Raw genomic sequence first — 16,062 nt, forward strand, 5'->3', positions numbered from 1 at the left:
ACTCGCTTCGCGGATCGGCTGTGCGTCGGGCGAGGCGCGTGTGGTGACGGCGGACGCCGCCGCCCGTGGGGCCGCGGATCGCACGACCGCGGCGTACACGGGGGCGGCGCCGGCCGAGTGACGACGGAGGCCGCCGACTGTCCCCGGGGCTCGCGTCAGCCCACGGCCGCGGCCAGTACCGAGGCCGTGGCGGCGACGAGGGGGCTGTCCGCGGCGGCGTCCTGCGCGGGTTTGGTGCTGAGGACGGCGAGGGCCACGGGGGCTCCGTCCGGGGTCCAGGCGATGCCCACGTCGTTGCTGGTGCCGTAGTCGCCGGTGCCGGTCTTGTCGGCGATCGTCCAGTCCTCGGGCAGGCCCGCGCGGAAGCGGTCGCCGCTGGTGGTGTTGCCGAGCAGCCACGTCGTCAGGCGGTCGCGGTCCCGGTAGTGGAGCGCGTCGCCGAGGACGAGCCGGGCGTAGGTGCCGGCGATGGCACCCGGGGTGGTCGTGTCCTCCACCCGCCAGGGCTCCGCGGTGTTCAGCTCCGGCTCCCAGCGGTCCAGGCGGGTCTTCGGGTCCCCGAGCGAGCGGCAGAAACGCGTGATCGCCGTGGGGCCGCCCAGCTCGCGGAGCAGCAGGTTGGCCGCCGTGTTGTCGCTGTAACGGATCGCCGCGTCGCACAGTTCCTCGACGGTCATGCCGTCTGCCAGGTGCTCGGGCTCACCCGTCTTCGGTGAGTACCCGGCCAGGTCCGCCGCCGTGTAGTGGATGCGCCGGGCGAGTGTCTCCCCGTGCCGGTCCAGATCCCGCAGCACGGCCGCCGCCGCGAGCGTCTTGAACACGGAGCAGATGGGGAAGCGTTCCGCAGCGCGGTGGCGCACGGTCGCCTTCGTCCTCAGGTTGTATGCGAACGCACCGATCCTCGCCCCGTGTCGCGCCTCCAGCTCTCGCAGCCGGGCGCGGGTGTCCCGGTGTCGGGGATCCTGCGCGTACGCCGGTCCCGCGCCGAGCGCGAGGGTGGCGGCGGTGGTGGTGGCCGCGGTGAGCAGGGTGCGGCGTGTTGTCGTGGTCCCTAAGATCTCTCGTCCTCCAGTCCTTCCACGAAGTGGTCGAACTCGCCCGCCTGTACACCCAGGACGAAGGCGTCCCACTTCTTCTGAGTGGTAGTGACGATGTTGGTGGGGTCGCTGGTTTCGCGGATGTGGACCAGGCCGTCGGCGCCGAAGGCGAGTTCGATCCAGGGGCCGGGGCCGGTCGCGTCGTCCGGGGCGGCGCGGACCCAGTGGAGGTCCGGGGGGACGTCAGCCACGGGGGCTTCCTTAAGGGTGAGGTGACGGGGGTGGAAGGTGGTGGACGTGGTGGTGAGTGTCCCGGTCCCTTTCACAGATCGTGGATCAGCTTGTGGATGAAGTCTCGCGAGTGTTCGGGGGCGAGGGACACCGATTCCATCCGGTCGAGGAGGGCGCGGTACATCCGCAACTGGGCTTCGGCGTCGAGGCGCACCGGGCCGTGGGACTGGTCGAGGTGCACGGTGTCGAGCTGGGGGACCGGTCCGTCGGCGTAGAAGACCGACTGGCCGGAACCGGGGAAGGATCCGGTGGCGAACGGGATCACCCTGAGGGTGATGTGGTCCCGCTCGCTCATGTCCAGCAGGTGCCGCAACTGGGACTTGGCCACGGTGAGGCCGCCGAACCGCATGCGCAGGGCCGCCTCGTGGATGATCGCCACCAGGGTGGTCGGGGCGTCTCCGAAGAGGACGGTCTGGCGCTTGACGCGGAACGACACCCGGTGCTCGATCTCCGGTGGTGAGAGCTCGGGCACGACGTGCCGGAACAGCTCACGGGCGTGATCGGTGGTCTGGAACAGGCCCGGGATGTGGATCGTGGCCGCGGTACGCAGCCGCCTGGCGTGGTGCTCCACCTCTGCGAGGTCCAGCAGAGCGGCGGGCAGGATCTCGCGGTACTCCTCCCACCAGCCGCGCGAGCGCTCGGTGGTCATGGTGCTGAGCGCGTCGACGAGGGCCTTGTCGGAACAGGCGTAGTGGCAGGCGAGCGCGCGCACCCGTTCGGCGCTCACGCCCACACGCCCGGCCTCCATGTTGCTGACCTGGGTCTGCTTGATGCCCATGAGTTGACCGGCCCCGGTGGCGGTCAGGCCCGCGCGCTCCCGGAGTTTGCGCAGCTCCGCGCCGAAGCGGAGTTGGCGACCCGTCGGGTTGCTCCTCACGGGCGCCTCCGTCTCCTGGATGTCACCGGTCGCTCGCACGAGTGGTAGTGAACCCGATCCCTGCAAACCGGTGAATGAGTTTACCGCTCGCCGCTACCTTCTTACCTGAGCGACTCGCCCCCTCCGAACCGTCCGAACCGTCGGATCCACAAGTCCCGGCCGGGCTCGGCGATGTTCGTCCACAGGCTGTGGGCAATGTGGGGGGAAATATGGAGAGTCGAGTGTGCGTGCGAGGGCCGGGGATGGGCCGTACGGTGGACCTGCCGTTGTGACTCCGTTGGCTCTCACCGGTGACTCATAGGAGATTCTCAGTGTGGTTCCAGGATTTTTCTTAATTCCGTGGGCCAGAGTATGAACCGATGAAGCGCACCACTCGTCCCCCTGGCAACCGGCGGAACGCTTTGTTCGTCGTGGTCGTGATGCTGGCCGTCACGTCCGCGTCCGTGGCGTCCGCCGATGACGGCCCCGGGCCGTTCGGCGTGACCGTGCAGGCCGACACGAACAAGGCGAGCGCCCGTGTGGGCGCCTTGTTCGGCGTGGGTGACGGCCTGAGCGGGCACTTCTGCACCGCCTCCGTCGTGCACAGCGAGGGGCGGGACCTCCTGGTGACCGCCGCACACTGTCTTGACGGGGGCGGAAAATTGCGATTTGTCCCGGGTTATCGGGACGGCAAGGCGCCGTACGGGATCTGGGACGTCAAGAAGACCTTCGTTGGTGACGCCTGGACCGGCGGTCAGGACGAGGACAGCGACGTCGCCTTCGCCGAGGTCGCCAAGCAGGGTGCGAAGGGCATCGAGGACGTCGTCGGCGCGAACGCCCTCGCCACGGGGCGGGAGACCGGGGCCACCGCCGTCACGGTCACCGGCTACCCCAGTACCCTCGACGCGCCGATCACCTGTACGAACAAGCCGACCGTCCACAGCCGCACCCAGCAGCGCATCGAGTGCCCCGCCTTCGCCGGCGGCACCAGCGGCAGCCCCTGGGTGAACGGCGACGGGGCGGTCGTCGGGGTCATCGGCGGCCACGAGGCGGGCGGGGACACCGACGACGTCTCGTTCAGCATCGTCCTCGGGAAAGAGGCCGCGACGCTGTACAAGGCGGCGCGCAAGGCGGGTTAGGGGCGCGCGGGGCGGGTTCGGAGTGTGCGGGGCGAGTTCGGGGTGTGCGGGAGGGGTTCGGGGCGCACTTCGCGCCCCCGTTTCTTGTCGTGTGTGATCGTTTCCTCGCGCAGGGGTCGCCTCTAGACTGACGTCCGGCGGACTCCCGGGCGGCGAGGGGCGGTTGACGGTGCGTAAGACATGGGTCGTGGTGACCGCCGTCGCCGGGGTGGGACTCGCCTTCATGTCGGCGCTGGTCGTCGGCGTCTACATGGTGGCCGGGAACCTCGCCAACGGGGTCGGTGGCGGATCGGTCGGTCTCGCCAAGGGCGCCGTGCCGGCCGCGTACCAGACGCTCGTACAGAAGTGGGGCAATCTGTGCAGCGCGATCAACCCGGCGCTGCTTGCCGCACAGCTGTACCAGGAGAGCGGGTTCAACCCGAACGCCAAGAGTCCGGCGGCGGCGGAGGGGATAGCGCAATTCATCCCCGGCACCTGGGCCACGCACGGAATCGACGGCAATGGGGACGGCAAGCGTGACGTATGGGACCCGAATGACGCGATTCCGTCGGCGGCCTCCTACGACTGCAAGCTCGCGTCCTATGTGAAGGATGCGCCCGGGAACGTCACGGAGAACATGCTCGCGGCTTACAACGCGGGGGCCTACGCGGTCATCAAGTACGGGGGCGTGCCGCCGTACAAGGAGACCCAGAATTATGTGAAGACGATCACAACTCTGGAGAAGAGCTTCGCGCGGCCGGTGAGCCGGGTGGATCCCTCGCAGCAGGCCGCCGCGGCGATCTACTACGCGCAGAAGAAGCTCGGCACGCCCTACCTGTGGGGCGGCAACGGAACCGCTGACCAGGGTGGACGCTTCGACTGCTCGGGTCTGACCAAGGCGGCGTACGAGAGCGTCGGAGTCACCCTGCCGCGCGTCGCCAACGACCAGTACAACGCCGGGGCGCACCCCGCGCGCGCGGAACTGCTTCCGGGCGATCTGGTGTTCTTCTCCGACGACCTCACCAACTCGCGGGCCATTCGGCACGTCGGTATCTATGTGGGTGGCGGGTACATGATCGACGCACCGCGAACGGGTGCCGTCATCCGCTTCGACCCCATCGACACCCCCGACTACTTCGGTGCCACGCGCGTGACCGAAGATGGCGCGAAAGCGTTGCCGACGACGGTTTGATCCCACCCCTGAGCTGCGGCAATGTATCTCTCTTCGATAACGTCTGCGTGATCATTCGGTGGAGGGTGGAACGTACTGAGGGGGAATGTGCGTTCCTGTTGACGTAGAGCTGATCTACGACCACGGGGGTGGATCGGGGAGCGCACGAAAGGCTGCGCCCGCGGAAAGACGACGAAGGGGCCGCAGCACCATGGCTGGACTCGCCGAATCCGGTTCGAACCCCGACGTGGACCTGCTGTACGACATCAACGGCCTCGCCAAGGACGCGCCGCACTGGTTCGACCGCGGCATGGAGTTCGTCGGCGAGTACGGGCTGCTGCTCGCCATGGTCCTGCTGGTGCTGTGGTGCTGGTGGACCGTGCGGCGGCGCGGCGACGAGAACGCCGCCCCGTCGGTGGCCGCGCTCGTCTGGGCGCCCCTCGCGGCCGGCGTCGCGGTGCTGGTGAACGTGCCGATACGGGGCTTCGTGGAGAGACCCCGCCCCTTCGTGGACCACCAGGGGCTCGACGTCCTGGTCAGTGGCAAGACCGACTTCTCCTTCGTGAGCGACCACGCGACGCTCACCATGGCGATCGGCGTCGGGCTGTTCGTCGCGAACCGGAAGTTCGGGCTCGTCGGGATAGGGATCGCGCTGCTCGAAGGCTTCTGCCGGGTCTACATGGGCGTGCACTACCCGACGGACGTCATCGGCGGCTTCGCCCTCGGCACCGCCGTCGCCCTGCTGCTGTCCCCGCTCGCCATGGCCCTGCTGACCCCGGTGATGAAGGCCGTGGAGCGCTCGCCGCGCGCCGGATGGCTGATCCGGGCGCGGAGCGCGGGGCGTGCGGGGCAGGAGGCGCTGATTCCCGGGGCGCGGGCGGAGCGCCCCGAGGAGCCGGACCTCGCCGCGTAGGCGCTCCGCGGGGTGGGGGTTGCTGGTCTGCGGGCCTGCGGGCCTGCGGGCCTGTGGGTGTTTTGCGGGTCGGTGGGGCTGGTCGCGCCCACGCGGCGGAGCCGCATGATGTGACAGCCCCGCGCCCCTTGCGAGGCGCTCAGAGTGCCTGGGGGAAGGTGAAGAAGCGGTTCGGGTCGTACTGCTTCTTCAGGGCCGCGAGGCGGGTCGCCGCGTCGCCGTAGTACGCCTTGCGCCAGTTGGTGAGGCTCGCGTCCGTGTAGTTCTGGTAGGCGGCACCGGAGGCGTAGGGGGCCATCGCCGAGTGGGCGGAGGTCAGCCAGGACTGGACCGTGGTGCCGGAGGAGCCCGCACCCCAGGAGGCGATGTACTGGGCGAGCATGCGGGAACGCCGGTGCACGAACGCCGTCGCGGTCGGCGAGACCCGGTTGACCGCACCGCCCAGCGCGGTGAGCGCGATGCTGCCGGCGCCGCCGCGGACCGAGGAGATCTGGTGCAGCAGCGTCTGGATGCCGGCCGCGGAGATCGAGCGGTCGAAGAAGTCCGAGCGGGCCGCGTACGTCTCACGGCCGAGGGCGCCCTGCGAGGAACGGCCCGGCGTCGAGCCCGGCAGATGGCACTGGGCCTCGGTGGGGAAGGAGGAGCAGCCCGCGTACGCCTCCATCGACTCCTTGTAGGAGTGCTTCTTCAGCGAGACGCTGCGCGCGGGGGCGCCGACTTTGGTGGCCAGGCGGTCCACGGCGTTCTGGAGTTCGCCGTAGGTGCCCAGGGAGAAGGCGGCGACGGCGACGGTGGGGGTCCCGCTGCCGTTCTCCAGGTGGAGCGAGGACCAGATCTCGTCCGGCTGGCTGGGGCCCCACTCCTGCCAGGCCTTCACCACGGCGGCGGCCTTCGCCCAGGGCCACGTCATGTACGCCGACACGGCCTGCGGGGCGGCGTGGGTCTTGAAGCGCAGCTCGGTGACGACACCGAAGTTGCCGTTGCCGGCGCCGCGCAGGGCCCAGAAGAGGTCCTTGTTCTCGCTCGCGTTCGCCACGAGCTGCTTGCCGTCCGCGGTGATCAGCGTCGCCTGGGTGAGGCTGTCGCAGGTCAGGCCGTACGCCCGTGACACGACACCGTGGCCGCCGCCGAGGGTCAGACCCGAGACGCCGACGGTCGGGCACGAGCCGGCCGGGATCGTGACGCCCTTCGCGGCGAGCGCCCGGTAGACGTCGATCAGCTTGGAACCGGCGCCGACCACCGCCTCGTTCGCGGACGCCCGGATGGTGTTGAGCTTGGACACGTCCAGGATCAGCCGGCCGTTTCCGGAGGACCAGCCCGCGTAGGAGTGGCCGCCGTTGCGGATCGACAGCGGGATGTTGTGGGCGCGGGCGTAGGCCATGGTCGTGCGGATGTCGTCCGCGTGGGCGACGTACGCGACGGCGGTGGGCTTCAGGGAGTCGAAGCGGGTGTTGTACAGCTGGTGGGCCGTCGACCAGCTGCGGTCGCCGGGGCGGACCAGCGGGCCGTCGAGGTCCTTGGCGAGGGCCGTCCAGTTGGCGGCGGCGTGGGCGGCTATGCCGGTGCCCGTGCTGGTGGTGGCCGTGCGTATCGAGGTGCCGGCCGTCTCCGTGGCCGCCGCCTTGCCCCCGCTGCCCTTGCCGTTGCACCCGGCCGTGGCCGCCGCCGCGAGTGCGGCCGCGCCGCCACCGATGAACGTACGCCGTTGCATGTGCGCCTCCCGTTGCTTCCCGTGCGTGGGACGAGACGTGTGCCGGGTCCTGGGGGTTCCGCGGCGGACGGGCGCGGGACGGAACCGGGACATCACCGTGATCCCGCGCGGATCTCGCACCATCCTGAACCTGGGGTGGGTCTTTTCGGCTGAGGCCGGGCGAGAGGTTGGTCACGCCGCTTATGGGGCGCTATGCGAGCGGGGTGTTCTCCATGTGGCCCTCGGCGTCGGTGCGGGCCAGGCTGCGGGCTCGGCGGGCCGGTCCTCGCCAGCCGCAGGTGCAGCGCGCCAGACAGAAGCGACCCTGCTCGATCGTTGTCGTCCGGTGTTCCTGGACGGGATGGGTCTCCTCCGGCTGCGCCACACCGACAACGTTACCCAAGGCAAGCACATGAATCCCCGCCGCGTGACGGCCGTCCCTACCCGTCGTTAACCGGAACGACAGGAGGCCCGGGACGGACCGGCTGGGGGTCGGCGGACGATGGTGGCGCAGCAGCAGAGTCGGACGGGCACGGGCACGGGCGTCGTCGCGGTCGCGGTGGCGGGGCTCATGGTCTGCGTCGGCGGATGTTCCGTCGACCGGGCCGGTGCCGAGGACGCGCGTGAGGGCGTCACCTCCATCGAGGTACTGCACCGGGCCGCCGCCACCCTGGAGCGCGCCGGCAGCGCCAAGACCCGCACGTCGATGGAGATGGCCACCGGCGGGACCCGGGTCACCATCCGCGGTCAGGGTGTCTACGACTTCAAGAAGCAGCTGGGGCAGTTGAAGGTGCTGCTGCCGCAGGATCCCGCGGGCGCCGTCGAGCACCGGCCGATCACCGAACTCCTCGCCCCGGGCGCCCTGTTCATGAAGAACCGCGGCGCCGGTGTGCCCACCGACAAATGGGTCCGCGTCGACACGGCCACCCTCTCCGACGGAAATCTCGTGACCGGCGGCGCCACCGACCCCTTCGCCGCGGCGGAGTTGTTGCGGGGCGCGCGGACGGCGACGTACATGGGGAGGACGGAGGTGGCCGGGACGCCGGTGCGGCACTATCGCGGGACCGCCGACCTGGACATCGCCGCGCGGAGCGCCTCGCGGGGGAACCGGAAGGCACTCACGGCGGCGGCGAAAGGGTTCGCCACGGCCGAAGTCCCGTTCGACGCCTACCTCGACGACCAGGGGCGCGTCCGCAAGCTCCGGAACCGGTTCAGCTTCGTCAACGGGCGGCAGAAGGGCACCGTCGCGGTCGCCTCGACGACCTTGCTGTACGACTTCGGGGTCCCCGCCCACGTACGGCTTCCGGAACCCGAGGACATCTTCGCGGGGAAGATCGCGGAGCCGTAGACGTCCGTCCGCCGGCGTGGCTGCCGGTGCGTGGATGAGGAGGAGTTGAGGGCTGGAAATGGCCCTTCCGTGCCATGCGCGGTGTGTAGGCCGCTCCCTACTCTAGGAAGTCGGTGACGGCAGGAAGAGGTGATGCACGTGGCTCCGGTCGGCGGTACGGCAGTTCAGGACCACGTGGCCCTCGCCGAGATCGAGCTGTGCGGCGACCTGATCATCGCGGCCTCGGCCGCCCACGAGGAGCGGCTCAGCCTGGAGAGCATCGACGAGGTACTGAAGGTGGCCGAAGAGCGCACCCGGGGGAGCGGCACGGGGGAGTAGGCCCGCTTCACGTGCGCACTTCGGTATCCCCCGTGTGCGTGTGTCATGTGCGCAGCAGGCGACCGATCGCCTTCGTGGCCTCCTCGACCTTCGCGTCGATCTCCTCGCCGCCCTTGAGGGCCGCGTCCGCGACGCAGTGGCGCAGGTGTTCCTCGAGGAGCTGGAGTGCGAAGGACTGGAGGGCCTTCGTGGAGGCGGAGACCTGGGTGAGTATGTCGATGCAGTAGACGTCCTCGTCGACCATCCGCTGCAGACCGCGGATCTGGCCCTCGATGCGGCGCAGGCGCTTGAGGTGTTCGGCCTTCTGCTTGTGGTAGCCGTGGATGCCGCGGTCGTGGTCGGTGACGACGCCTCCGGCCTCTACGCCTCCGGTCTCGACGCCTCCGGTCTCGACGTCGGCTCCCCCGCCGGCGACGTCCTCGCTCCCGGCTCGGTCGCTCCCGGCTTCCTCGGTCTCGGTGGGGGCCTGGATGTTCGAAATGTCCGGGACGTCCTGAGCCGATTTGGCCCTGTCGGAGGGCGCCGTCGCGCCGGCCTCGGTGGTCGTCATCGCGTCCTCCTGATGGTCCGGTATATATACCCCTGGTGGGTATATGGTAACGAACTTTGCTGGGTATAGGGCCCTTGCCGGATGCCGGGACCGGACCCTGTGCTGATCACTGTGCCTGATGGGCGACACTGGGGGACGGCCGGTTAGCCGTGGCCGGATGATGCGCCTAGCATCAGCCTGACCGAACAAAAGGACCCCGAGGACCTCAAGTGCGCTTTCGTCTGACCCCCAGGGAGACGAGCTTCTACGACATGTTCTCCGCCTCCGCGGACAACATCGTCACGGGCTCGAAACTCCTGATGGAACTGCTCGGGGCGGACGCCTCCGCCCGGGCCGAGATCGCAGAGCGCATGCGGGCCGCCGAACACGCCGGTGACGACGCCACTCACGCGATCTTCCACCAGCTGAACTCCTCCTTCATCACGCCGTTCGACCGCGAGGACATCTACAACCTGGCCTCGTCCCTCGACGACATCATGGACTTCATGGAGGAGGCCGTCGACCTGGTTGTGCTGTATCAGGTCGAGGAGCTCCCCAAGGGCGTGGAACAGCAGATCGAGGTACTGGCCCGGGCCGCCGAGCTGACGGCCGAGGCCATGCCGAACCTGCGGACGATGGACAACCTCACCGAGTACTGGATCGAGGTCAACCGGCTGGAGAACCAGGCCGACCAGATCCACCGCAAGCTGCTCGCCCATCTCTTCAACGGCAAGTACGACGCCATCGAGGTCCTGAAGCTCAAGCAGATCGTGGATGTGCTGGAGGAAGCGGCCGACGCGTTCGAACATGTGGCGAACACGGTGGAGACCATCGCCGTCAAGGAGTCCTGAACTTCGTGGACACCTTTGCGCTGGTCGTGACCATTCTGGTCGCGCTCGGATTCACGTACACGAACGGCTTCCACGACTCGGCGAACGCCATCGCCACGTCGGTGTCCACGCGGGCGCTGACCCCGCGGGCCGCGCTCGCCATGGCCGCGGTGATGAACCTCGCCGGTGCGTTCCTCGGGAGCGGGGTGGCGAACACCGTCAGCAAGGGGCTGATCGCGACGCCCGAGGGGTCGAAGGGGATGGGAATCCTCTTCGCCGCGCTTCTCGGGGCGATCGTCTGGAACCTGGTCACCTGGTACTTCGGGCTTCCGTCGTCCTCCTCGCACGCGTTGTTCGGGGGACTGGTGGGGGCCGCGCTCGCGGGCGGTACGAAGGTGCTGTGGTCCGGGGTCGTGGACAAGGTCATCATTCCGATGTTCCTGTCGCCGGTCGTCGGTCTGATCGTCGGCTATCTGGTCATGTGCGCGATCATGTGGCTGTTCCGGCGGGCCAATCCGCACAAGGCCAAGCGGGGGTTCCGGATCGCGCAGACGGTGTCCGCGGCGGGGATGGCGCTCGGGCACGGTCTTCAGGACGCCCAGAAGACGATGGGTGTCGTGGTGATGGCGCTCGTCATCGGTGACGTCCAGAAGTCGGACGATCCGATCCCGGTGTGGGTGAAGATCGTCTGTGCGGTGATGCTGTCGCTGGGTACGTACGCCGGTGGGTGGCGCATCATGCGGACGCTCGGGCGCAAGATCATTGAGCTGGATCCGCCGCAGGGGTTCGCCGCGGAGACGACGGGGGCGTCGATCATGTTCGCCACGGCGTATCTCTTCAAGGCGCCGATCTCGACGACGCATGTCATCACTTCGGCGATCATGGGTGTCGGGGCGACGAAGCGGGTGAACGCGGTTCGTTGGGGTGTCGCCAAGAACATCGTCATGGGGTGGTTCATCACGATGCCGGCGGCGGCGTTGGTGGCTGCCGCGAGCTTCTGGATCGTGGACCTGGCGTTCCTGTAGGCCGCCGGACGCACCAACACTCCTCGCCCCCGCCGCCCCTACCCGACCCATCCCCAGGGGCTCCGCCCCTTCAACCCCGCCAGGGGCCCCGCCCCCGGACCTCCTGCGGGGCTTCGCCCCTGCACCCCGGCGGGTGCTGTGGCCCTCGGACCTCCTGCGGGGCTTCGCCCCTGCACCCCATCGGGGGCCGTCGCCCCCGGACCCCTACGAGGCTCTGGCCCCGGACCCCCCGCAGGGCTCCGCCCCTGCACCCCATCGGGCGCTGCCGCTCCCAGACCTCCTACGGGGCTGCCGCCCCCCCGCAGGGCTCCGCCCCCGAACCCCATCGGGGGCTGCCGCCCCAGCCTCCGCGGGACTCCGCATCGGCCTGGACGGGCTCGTACTCAAACGCCGGAAGGGCCGGAGACGCGCGGAGCGCCCCTTCAGGGGCGCGGGGAACTGCGCGAGTAACCCCCACCGGCCGGCAGCCGAAGGTCTCTGGGTGGGTTGGGGATGGTGGGGGATTCGGGGCGAAGCCCCGTTTCAGGGGGCGCGGGAAACTGCGTGACAAGCCCCCGCCGGCCGGTAGCCGAAGGACCTGCGTGACAAGCCCCCGTCGGCCCGTAGTTGGAACGCCTGCGGCGGGACTGGTGTTCGTTGAAGACGAGCGGGCCCGCCCCCGGGAGCCAGGGGCGGGCCCTTCTCGTCCTCGCGGTGGCACCGCCATGCAGCACCGCGAGGGGTATGGGGGGAAACGGCTCAGCCGAAGCGGCCGGAGATGTAGTCCTCCGTGGCCTGCACCGACGGGTTGGAGAAGATGCGCTCCGTGTCGTCGATCTCGATGAGCCGGCCCGGCTGGCCCACCGCGGCCAGGTTGAAGAACGCGGTGCGGTCGGAGACTCGCGCGGCCTGCTGCATGTTGTGCGTCACGATGACGATCGTGAAGCGCTCCTTCAGCTCGCCGATCAGGTCCTCGATGGCGAGGGTCGAGATCGGGTCCAGGGCCGAGCAGGGCTCGTCCATGAGGAGGACCTGCGGCTCCACCGCGATCGCCCGCGCGATGCACAGACGCTGCTGCTGACCACCCGACAGACCCGAACCGGGCTTGTTGAGGCGGTCCTTGACCTCGTTCCAGAGGTTCGCGCCCTTGAGGGACTTCTCGACGACGTCGTTCAGCTCGGACTTCTTGTACGAGCCGTTCAGACGCAGACCCGCCGCCACGTTGTCGAAGATCGACATCGTGGGGAAGGGGTTGGGGCGCTGGAAGACCATGCCGATCGTGCGGCGCACGGCGACGGGGTCGATGCCCTGGCCGTAGAGGTCCTCGTCGTCGAGGAGGACCTTGCCCTCGACCCGGCCGCCGGGGGTGACCTCGTGCATACGGTTGAGCGTGCGCAGAAACGTCGACTTGCCGCAGCCGGAGGGGCCGATGAACGCCGTCACCGAGCGCGGCTCGACCGTCATCGAGATGTCTTCGATCGCCTTGTGGGAGCCGTAGTAGGCGGTGAGACCGCTTACGTCGATTCGCTTGGCCATGTCAATCACTGCTTCTTTCGAGGGGGATGCTGCTGGTCGCTGATATGGCCGCGTCAGCGACCTGTCTTCGGTGCCTTCCAGCGGGCGATGCCGCGGGCCGCCAGGTTGAGGATCATCACGAAGGCGATCAGGGCGAGTGCCGCCGCCCAGGCGCGGTCGTACGCCGCGTTCGAACCGGCGCTGTTCGCGTACTGCTGGTAGATGTACAGCGGCAGCGAGGCCTGCGCTCCGGAGAACGGGTTGGTGTTGATGAAGTTCGTGCCCCACACCAGCAGCAGCACCGGGGCGGTCTCGCCCGTGATGCGTGCGACGGCGAGCATCACACCGGTCGTGATGCCACCGATCGAGGTCGGCAGGACCACCTTGAGGATCGTGCGCCACTTGGGCACGCCGAGCGCCAGGGAGGCTTCGCGCAGCTCGTTCGGTACGAGCTTGAGCATCTCCTCGGTGGAGCGGACCACGACGGGCATCATCAGGATGGCCAGCGCCAGCGAACCGGCGAAGCCGAAGGGCTGCAGGTCCAGGATGAGCATCAGGCTCAGGATGAACAGACCGGCGACGATCGAGGGGATGCCCGTCATCACGTCGACGAAGAAGGTGATGGCCGTGGAGAGCTTGCCGCGCCCGTACTCCACCAGGTAGACCGCGGTGAGTACACCGATCGGCGCCGCGATCAGGGTGGCGAGACCGACCTGCTCCAGCGTGCCGACGATGGCGTGGTAGATGCCACCGCCGGGCTCGGAGTCCGCGACCACACCCATCGAGTGGGTCAGGAAGTAGACGTCGAAGACCTTCACACCGCGCTTGACGGTGGTCCAGATCAGGGAGGCCAGCGGGACGACGGCGATGAGGAAGCAGACCCAGACGAGGCTGGTCGCGACGCGGTCCTTGGCCTGGCGGCGGCCCTCGACGCGCGCGGCGATGCCGTACGTACCGAGGACGAAGAGGATTCCGGCGATCAGGCCCCACTGGACCTTGCTGTCGAGACCGCCGACAAGGCCGATGAGTACGGCGACCACGACGGCGCCGGCGGCGATCGCCCACGGGGACCACTTGGGCAGGGTCGCGCCGCGCAGGGTGCTGGGACGCTTGTCCGCGACGGGTGCTGCGTGGCTCATGCGTTGGCCCCCGAGTACTCCGCGCGACGGGCGATGATGACCCGGGCCGCGCCGTTGACCAGCAGGGTGATGACGAAGAGGACCAGGCCGGACGCGATCAGCGCGTCACGGCCGTCCGCGGTCGCCTCGCCGAACTTGCTGGCGATGTTCTGTGCGAAGGTGCCGCCACCCGGGTCGAGCAGGCTGGCGTTGATGTCGAAGGTCGGTGAGAGGACCGTGGCGACGGCCATTGTCTCACCGAGCGCGCGGCCGAGACCCAGCATCGACGCGGAGATGACGCCGGAGCGGCCGAAGGGCAGCACCGACATGCGGATGACCTCCCAGCGCGTGGCGCCGAGGGCCAGCGCGGCCTCCTCGTGCATCTGCGGGACCTGGCGGAAGACCTCGCGGCTCACGTTGGTGATGATCGGCAGGATCATGATCGCGAGCAGGATGCTGACGGTGAGCATCGAGCGGGGCGCGCCGCCCTGCCAGCTGAAGATGCCGGTCCAGCCGAGGTACTTGTCCAGCCAGCCGAAGAGGCCGTTCAAGTGCGGCACCAGGACGAGGGCGCCCCACAGGCCGTAGACGATGGACGGCACGGCGGCGAGCAGGTCGATCACGTAGGCGACCGGGCCGCTCAGCCTGCGCGGTGCGTAGTGCGTGATGAACAGCGCGATGGCGACCGCGACGGGGACCGCCAGGGCCATGGCGATGATCGAGGAGACCACCGTGCCGAAGGCCAGGACCGCGATGCCGAAGACCGGCGGGACGGTGTTGGTGTTCCACTCGAAGGTGGTGAGGAAGTTGCCGTGGTCCTTGCTGATCGCGAGCGAGGCGCGATAGGTGAGGAAGACCGCGATGGCGGCCATGATCACCAGCAGGAAGATGCCCGACCCGCGGGAGAGACCGAGGAAGATCCGGTCACCGGGTCGGGTGGCGCCGCGGCTCGCGCGTTTCTGCACGGCCACGGAAGGCTGGGGGGTGGGGGGAGGCGCTTCGTCTGTGTTCTGTGTCGATATGTCCATCGGGATCTCCGGTCTGCAGAGCCGTACTCGGTGTGCGGCTCCTGGCGGCGGTGCACCGGACGGTGCGGCCCGGCCCCGAACCGGGACCGGGCCGCACGCTTAGGTCAGCTGAGGCCCGCGATGGTGGTGCGGACCTTGGCGATGATGTCGGCCGGGATCGGCGCGTAGTCGATGGAGGAGAGGACCTTCTGGCCGTCCTCGCTCGCAATGTAGGTCAGGAACGCCTTCGTGGCGGCCAGCGTGTCCGACTTGTTGCCCTTGTCGCAGACGATCTCGTACGTGACCAGGGTGATCGGGTAGGCGCCGTCGGCCTTGGTGGCGCGGTTCAGCTTGAGCGAGAGGTCCTTGCCCGTGCCGATGACCTGGGCGTCCGCGATGGCCTTGGTGGCGTTGTCGACGGTGGCCTCGACCGGGGCGCTGGCGCCCGTGTCGATGCTGGCCGCCTTGATGCCGTCCTTGGCGAACGACAGCTCCATGTAACCGATGGCGCCGGAGGTCTGCTTCACCTGCTGGGCGACACCGGAGGACTGCGGAGCGGACTGGCCGCCCTTGGCCTGCCAGGCCTTGCCGCCGGAGTACTTCCAGTCGGAGGGGGCCGCGGCGATCAGGTACTTGGTGAAGTTGTCCGTGGTGCCGGACTCGTCCGAGCGGTGGAACGCCTGGATCTTGAGGTCGGGCAGCTTGACGCCCGGGTTCAGCTTCGCGATCGCCGCGTCGTTCCACTTGCTGATCTTGCTGTCGAAGATCTTGGCGATCGTCGAGGCGTTCAGGACCAGCTTGTCGACGCCCGGGACGTTGAAGCCGACCGCGATCGGGCCGCCGACCATCGGGAGGTCGATGCCCGTGCCGCCGCCGGTGCAGATCTTCTTGGAGGCCGTGACCTCTTCGGGCTTCAGCGCGGAGTCCGAGCCGGCGAAGGCGACCTGGCCCTGGGTGAACGCGGTGACACCGGCGCCGGAGCCGCCGCCCTTGTAGTTGATCTGCACGCCGGAGCAGGCGGCGCTGAACTCCTTGACCCAGGCGTCGATCGCGTTCTTCTGCGCGGACGAGCCGTCGGCGAGCAGCTGGCCCTTGGAGTTGTCACACTTGATCGAGCTGGCGGAGCCCGTGGTCGAGCCGCCCGTGGCGCTGCTCTTGGTGCCGGTGTCGTCGGAGCCGCACGCCGTGAGGGCCAGGGCGCCGGAGACGGCGACAGCACCGAGCGAAAGGGCGCGAAGCCGGTTCTTGCGCTGAAGCTTCACTGTTGGGGTGTTCCTTCCAGGAGCCGCCGTCTGGTTGGCGGCGTGCGAGGTCTGT

At 69.0% G+C, this 16,062-nt stretch carries 17 protein-coding genes; 7 read left to right on the forward strand and 10 right to left on the reverse strand.

Going from position 1 to position 16,062, the window contains the following annotated elements; translation table 11 throughout:
- Positions 1-155 precede the first annotated feature (155 nt).
- From bla to ACFVWD_RS19815, 3 genes are all read right to left on the reverse strand, one after another.
- Positions 156-1,058, reverse strand: coding sequence for a class A beta-lactamase (gene bla, locus ACFVWD_RS19805; protein WP_389597776.1), 903 nt, complete (start codon positions 1,056-1,058; stop codon positions 156-158).
- Complete coding sequence (locus ACFVWD_RS19810; RefSeq protein WP_389597643.1) at positions 1,052-1,288, reverse strand: DUF397 domain-containing protein; 237 nt, start codon at positions 1,286-1,288, stop codon at positions 1,052-1,054. The genes bla and ACFVWD_RS19810 overlap by 7 nt, the downstream gene beginning before the upstream one ends.
- 71 nt (positions 1,289-1,359) lie before the next feature.
- On the reverse strand, positions 1,360-2,205 hold the full coding sequence (locus ACFVWD_RS19815) for a helix-turn-helix domain-containing protein (RefSeq protein WP_389597778.1): 846 nt from the start codon (positions 2,203-2,205) through the stop codon (positions 1,360-1,362).
- 359 nt (positions 2,206-2,564) lie between these two features.
- On the opposite strand from ACFVWD_RS19815, the gene ACFVWD_RS19820 reads away from it, so the two are divergent.
- The 3 genes from ACFVWD_RS19820 to ACFVWD_RS19830 all read left to right on the forward strand — a co-directional run bounded on the left by ACFVWD_RS19820 (position 2,565) and on the right by ACFVWD_RS19830 (position 5,386).
- Complete coding sequence (locus ACFVWD_RS19820; RefSeq protein WP_389597645.1) at positions 2,565-3,323, forward strand: trypsin-like serine peptidase; 759 nt, start codon at positions 2,565-2,567, stop codon at positions 3,321-3,323.
- A 169-nt stretch (positions 3,324-3,492) separates the two neighbouring features.
- Positions 3,493-4,494: an NlpC/P60 family protein gene (locus tag ACFVWD_RS19825; protein WP_385387072.1), complete on the forward strand. Its 1,002-nt coding sequence runs from the start codon at positions 3,493-3,495 to the stop codon at positions 4,492-4,494.
- A 190-nt stretch (positions 4,495-4,684) separates the two neighbouring features.
- Entirely contained in the window at positions 4,685-5,386 is a 702-nt protein-coding gene (locus ACFVWD_RS19830; protein WP_389597647.1) for a phosphatase PAP2 family protein, read from the forward strand.
- Positions 5,387-5,525: 139 nt separating this feature from the next.
- Here ACFVWD_RS19830 and ACFVWD_RS19835 read toward each other — a convergent pair whose 3' ends face one another.
- On the reverse strand, positions 5,526-7,097 hold the full coding sequence (locus ACFVWD_RS19835; protein WP_389597649.1) for an FAD-binding oxidoreductase: 1,572 nt from the start codon (positions 7,095-7,097) through the stop codon (positions 5,526-5,528).
- Between the two features lie 190 nt (positions 7,098-7,287).
- On the reverse strand, positions 7,288-7,461 hold the full coding sequence (locus ACFVWD_RS19840; protein ID WP_168493098.1) for a hypothetical protein: 174 nt from the start codon (positions 7,459-7,461) through the stop codon (positions 7,288-7,290).
- 117 nt (positions 7,462-7,578) lie between these two features.
- On the opposite strand from ACFVWD_RS19840, the gene ACFVWD_RS19845 reads away from it, so the two are divergent.
- Together ACFVWD_RS19845 and ACFVWD_RS19850 are read left to right on the forward strand one after the other, a co-directional pair.
- Positions 7,579-8,424, forward strand: coding sequence for a hypothetical protein (locus ACFVWD_RS19845; protein WP_389597651.1), 846 nt, complete (start codon positions 7,579-7,581; stop codon positions 8,422-8,424).
- Between the two features lie 132 nt (positions 8,425-8,556).
- On the forward strand, positions 8,557-8,742 hold the full coding sequence (locus ACFVWD_RS19850; protein WP_067371445.1) for a hypothetical protein: 186 nt from the start codon (positions 8,557-8,559) through the stop codon (positions 8,740-8,742).
- 43 nt (positions 8,743-8,785) lie between these two features.
- Here the strand turns inward: ACFVWD_RS19850 and ACFVWD_RS19855 are convergent, their stop codons facing one another.
- Positions 8,786-9,214 (reverse strand): metal-sensitive transcriptional regulator, encoded by a 429-nt coding sequence (locus tag ACFVWD_RS19855; protein WP_389597780.1) that lies wholly within the window; start codon positions 9,212-9,214, stop codon positions 8,786-8,788.
- Positions 9,215-9,501: 287 nt separating this feature from the next.
- Here ACFVWD_RS19855 and ACFVWD_RS19860 point away from each other — a divergent pair, with 287 nt between their 5' ends.
- Complete coding sequence (locus tag ACFVWD_RS19860; protein WP_054232360.1) at positions 9,502-10,122, forward strand: DUF47 domain-containing protein; 621 nt, start codon at positions 9,502-9,504, stop codon at positions 10,120-10,122.
- A gap of 5 nt (positions 10,123-10,127) precedes the next feature.
- The gene (locus ACFVWD_RS19865; RefSeq protein ID WP_389597653.1) at positions 10,128-11,126 is read left to right on the forward strand and encodes an anion permease; all 999 of its coding nucleotides are present in this window, start codon (positions 10,128-10,130) and stop codon (positions 11,124-11,126) included.
- Between the two features lie 738 nt (positions 11,127-11,864).
- Here ACFVWD_RS19865 and pstB read toward each other — a convergent pair.
- The 4 genes from pstB to pstS form a co-directional block, all read right to left on the reverse strand.
- Positions 11,865-12,641, reverse strand: a complete 777-nt coding sequence (gene pstB / locus ACFVWD_RS19870; protein WP_101404245.1) for a phosphate ABC transporter ATP-binding protein PstB — start codon at positions 12,639-12,641, stop codon at positions 11,865-11,867.
- A gap of 53 nt (positions 12,642-12,694) precedes the next feature.
- Positions 12,695-13,759 (reverse strand): phosphate ABC transporter permease PstA, encoded by a 1,065-nt coding sequence (pstA, locus tag ACFVWD_RS19875; protein ID WP_389597655.1) that lies wholly within the window; start codon positions 13,757-13,759, stop codon positions 12,695-12,697.
- Positions 13,756-14,766: a phosphate ABC transporter permease subunit PstC gene (pstC, locus tag ACFVWD_RS19880; RefSeq protein WP_389597657.1), complete on the reverse strand. Its 1,011-nt coding sequence runs from the start codon at positions 14,764-14,766 to the stop codon at positions 13,756-13,758. The genes pstA and pstC overlap by 4 nt, the downstream gene beginning before the upstream one ends.
- Positions 14,767-14,870: 104 nt before the next feature.
- A complete protein-coding gene (pstS, locus tag ACFVWD_RS19885; protein ID WP_389597659.1) occupies positions 14,871-16,007 on the reverse strand; it encodes a phosphate ABC transporter substrate-binding protein PstS in 1,137 nt (378 codons plus the stop codon).
- Between the last annotated feature and the right edge of the window lie 55 nt (positions 16,008-16,062).

The sequence above is a fragment of the Streptomyces sp. NPDC058086 genome (assembly GCF_042885015.1).
Taxonomy (GTDB): Bacteria; Actinomycetota; Actinomycetes; order Streptomycetales; family Streptomycetaceae; genus Streptomyces.